Annotated in this window: 3 protein-coding genes; all 3 read left to right on the plus strand. The window is 64.4% G+C overall.

The annotated features are described in order from the left end of the window. Nucleotides 1-92 precede the first annotated feature (92 nt). The 3 genes from purD to groL all read left to right on the plus strand — a co-directional run bounded on the left by purD (nt 93) and on the right by groL (nt 3,758). On the plus strand, nt 93-1,364 hold the full coding sequence (gene purD / locus K678_RS17045; protein ID WP_021133725.1) for a phosphoribosylamine--glycine ligase: 1,272 nt from the start codon (nt 93-95) through the stop codon (nt 1,362-1,364). 441 nt (nt 1,365-1,805) lie between these two features. Then, nucleotides 1,806-2,093: a co-chaperone GroES gene (gene groES, locus K678_RS17050; protein WP_021133726.1), complete on the plus strand. Its 288-nt coding sequence runs from the start codon at nt 1,806-1,808 to the stop codon at nt 2,091-2,093. 24 nt (nt 2,094-2,117) lie between these two features. After that, nucleotides 2,118-3,758, plus strand: coding sequence for a chaperonin GroEL (gene groL, locus K678_RS17055; protein WP_021133727.1), 1,641 nt, complete (start codon nt 2,118-2,120; stop codon nt 3,756-3,758). The last annotated feature ends 64 nt before the right edge of the window (nt 3,759-3,822 follow it).

Raw genomic sequence — 3,822 nt, forward strand, 5'->3', positions numbered from 1 at the left:
GGATAGAGGGGCGGGACAGGATTTTTCCGCACGCTGTTAGAAACCGGCGCGCACGCCACGACGAAGCTTTAAGTCACGGAAAGGATGTTGGGATGAAGGTATTGGTGGTCGGATCGGGCGGACGCGAGCACGCTTTGTGCTGGAAGCTGGCGCAATCGCCGCTTTTGACCAAGCTATGGTGCGCCCCGGGCAATGCCGGGATCGCCAACGTCGCCGAGTGCGTCGCCATCGCCGCTGAGGCGGTCGAGGATCTGGTCGCCTTCGCCCGCGCCAACGCGGTCGATCTGGTGGTGGTCGGGCCCGAGGCACCGCTGGTCGCCGGGCTGGTCGATCGCTGCCGCGAGGTCGGGATCAAGGTGTTCGGCCCCTCGGCCGCCGCCGCCGAGCTGGAAGGCTCGAAGGGCTTCATGAAGGATGTCGTTGCCAAGGCGGGGATTCCCACCGCCTGGTATGGCCGCTTCCGTGATGCCCAGTCGGCCAAGGACTTCATCCGCGCCAAGGGCGCTCCGATCGTCGTCAAGACCGACGGTCTGGCCGCGGGCAAGGGCGTCGTCGTCGCGATGACCGAGGCCGAGGCGCTGGCCGCCGTCGATGCGATGATGGGCGACAAGGTGTTCGGCGCGGCAGGCGACGAACTGGTGATCGAGGAATTCCTGGAAGGCGAGGAATGCAGCTTCTTCGCCCTGTGCGACGGCCGTACCGCTTTGCCGCTGGCCGCCGCCCAGGATCACAAGCGGGTCGGCGACGGCGATACCGGCCCCAATACCGGCGGCATGGGGGCCTATTCGCCCACTCCGGTGGTCACCCCCGCGATCGAGGCGGCGATCATCGACACCTGCATCCGTCCGCTGATCGCGACGATGGCCGAGTTGGGCCGCCCCTATAGCGGGGTGCTGTTCGCCGGGATCATGGTCACCGCGACCGGGCCGAAGCTGCTTGAATACAATGTCCGCTTCGGTGACCCGGAATGTCAGGTGCTGATGGCCCGGCTCGAGTCCGATCTGCTGCCGGTGCTGCTGGCCGGAGCCGAGGGACGGCTGGATCAGATCAGCCTGTCCTGGCGCGACGCGGTGGCGCTGGTGGTGGTGATGGCCGCCAACGGCTATCCCGGCTCGTACCAGAAGGGCAGCGTGATCGGCGGTCTGGATGCGGCGGGCGCGATCGAGGGTGTCACCGTTCTCCATGCCGGAACCGCGCTGAAAGACGGTCAGGTGATCGCCACCGGCGGTCGGGTACTGGGCGTCACCGCGATCGGCGCGGACGTTACCGAAGCGCGCGAGCGGGCCTATCGGGCGGTCGATGCCCTGGACTGGCAGGGCGGATTCTGCCGCCGCGATATCGCCTGGCGCGCCCTGGCGCGGTAGAGTTTGCCGGATTTTGACAATATCGCCTTTTGAGGCCGTCACCCCCGGGCTTGACCCGGGGGTCGGTGGAGCCGTCCTTGGGTGCATTGGATTGAGCTGCGTCGTGGGGATGGCCGGGTCAAGCCCGGCCATGACGGGTCGGGTGTTTTCCCTGACCCCGGACAATCTCTCAAAACGGTTCATATCGCCCCTCGGCCTAAGCGTGCCGTCCGGGCACTTGGCCGCAGCCTCACACAATGCATATCGTGCGTCACCTTTTGGCGCACGATATGACGCCACCGCAGCCGACATGACAGATTCTTAACCCAGCCGCGCTTGACAGGATGGGGGGACGCCCTTAGATGGTTAGCACTCGTTGGTGAGGAGTGCTAACAGCGCCCCTTCACCGGCCAAAACTGTTGTGTCGCCCTTGTGGCGAAGACCAAACGGAGGTTCAGTCCCATGACTTTCAGACCGCTCCACGATCGCGTGGTGGTGAAGCGCCTCGAATCCGAAGAGAAGACTGCTGGCGGCATCATCATCCCCGACACCGCCAAGGAAAAGCCCCAGCAGGGTGAAGTCGTCTCCGTCGGCCCCGGCGCTCGCGGCGAAGACGGCAAGGTTGCCGCCCTGGACGTCAAGGCTGGCGACAAGGTGCTGTTCGGCAAGTGGTCGGGCACCGAGGTCAAGATCGACGGGCAGGACCTGTTGATCATGAAAGAATCCGACATTCTCGGCATTCTCGCCTAATTTCGACATAAAGGTTTAAGAAAAATGGCTGCCAAGGAAGTCAAATTCTCTACCGATGCCCGCACCCGTCTGCTGCGCGGCGTCGACATCCTCGCCGACGCGGTGAAGGTGACCCTCGGCCCGAAGGGCCGCAACGTCGTGATCGAGAAGTCGTTCGGCGCTCCGCGCATCACCAAGGACGGCGTCTCCGTCGCCAAGGAAATCGAACTGGCTGATAAGTTCGAGAACCTGGGCGCCCAGCTGGTCAAGGAAGTTGCCTCGAAGACCGCCGATCTGGTCGGCGACGGCACCACCACCGCCACCGTTCTGGCCCAGGCGATCGTCCGTGAAGGCGCCAAGTCGGTTGCCGCCGGCATCAACCCGATGGACCTGAAGCGCGGCATCGACCTCGCCGTCACCGCCGTCATCACCGACCTGAAGTCCCGCTCGCGCAAGGTTTCGACCAACGCCGAGATCGCCCAGGTTGGCACCATCTCCGCCAACGGCGAAGCCGACATCGGCAAGAAGATCGCCGAGGCGATGGAGCGCGTCGGCAACGAAGGCGTCATCACCGTTGAAGAGGCCAAGGGCCTCGACACCGAACTCGAAGTCGTCGAAGGCATGCAGTTCGACCGTGGCTACACCAGCCCGTACTTCGTCACCAATGCCGAGAAGATGACCGTCGAGCTGGAGAACCCCTTCGTTCTCCTCCACGAGAAGAAGCTGTCGGGCCTCCAGCCGCTGCTGCCGGTGCTCGAGCAGGTCGTCCAGTCCGGTCGTCCGCTGCTGATCATCGCCGAGGACATCGAGGGCGAGGCTCTGGCCACCCTGGTCGTCAACAAGCTGCGTGGCGGCCTGAAGGTCGCTGCCGTCAAGGCTCCGGGCTTCGGCGATCGCCGCAAGGCCATGCTGGAAGACATCGCCATCCTCACCGGTGGTCAGGTCATCAGCGAAGACCTCGGCATTAAGCTTGAGAACGTCGCGATCACCGATCTCGGCACCGCCAAGCGCATCACCATCACCAAGGAAGACACCACCATCGTCGATGGTGCCGGTCAGAAGTCCGAAATCGAAGCCCGGATCAAGCAGATCCGCGCCCAGATCGAAGAGACCTCGTCCGACTACGACCGTGAGAAGCTGCAAGAGCGTCTGGCCAAGCTGGCCGGTGGCGTTGCGGTGATCAAGGTCGGCGGTGCCTCCGAAGTCGAAGTGAAGGAGCGCAAGGATCGCGTCGATGACGCCCTGCACGCTACCCGCGCCGCGGTCGAGGAAGGCATCGTCGCCGGTGGTGGCGTCGCTCTGCTCCACTCGATCAAGGTCCTGAAGGACCTCCAGGCCGGTAACGACGACCAGAAGGTTGGTATCGAAATCGTCCGCCGCGCCCTCCAGGCTCCGGTTCGTCAGATCGCCGACAATGCCGGTGCCGATGGCGTGCTGGTCGCTGGCAAGCTGCTCGAGCAGTCGGATGTCAATTTCGGCTTCAACGCTCAGACCGGCGAATATGTCGATCTGATCGCCGCCGGCATCATCGATCCGACCAAGGTGGTTCGCACCGCCCTGCAGGACGCCGCTTCGGTCGCTGGCCTGCTGGTCACCACCGAGGTGCTGATCGTCGAGAAGGCCAAGAAGGACGCTCCGGCGATGCCGGGCGCTGGCGGCGGCGATTTCGGCGGCATGGACTTCTAAGTCCTTAGCAACGCCTGTAATCGACCCGATCGATTGAGCCCCCCACCCCTCGCGGGTGGGGGGC

Source organism: Magnetospirillum fulvum MGU-K5 (genome assembly GCF_000442515.1).
Lineage (GTDB): Bacteria > Pseudomonadota > Alphaproteobacteria > Rhodospirillales > Magnetospirillaceae > Phaeospirillum > Phaeospirillum fulvum_B.

Excerpts from the sequence above, each read along its gene's own strand:
- purD (WP_021133725.1), top strand. The coding sequence starts at position 93 with ATGAAGGTATTGGTGGTCGGATCGGGCGGACGCGAGCACGCTTTGTGC.
- groES (WP_021133726.1), top strand. The coding sequence starts at position 1,806 with ATGACTTTCAGACCGCTCCACGATCGCGTGGTGGTGAAGCGCCTCGAA.
- groL (WP_021133727.1), top strand. The coding sequence starts at position 2,118 with ATGGCTGCCAAGGAAGTCAAATTCTCTACCGATGCCCGCACCCGTCTG.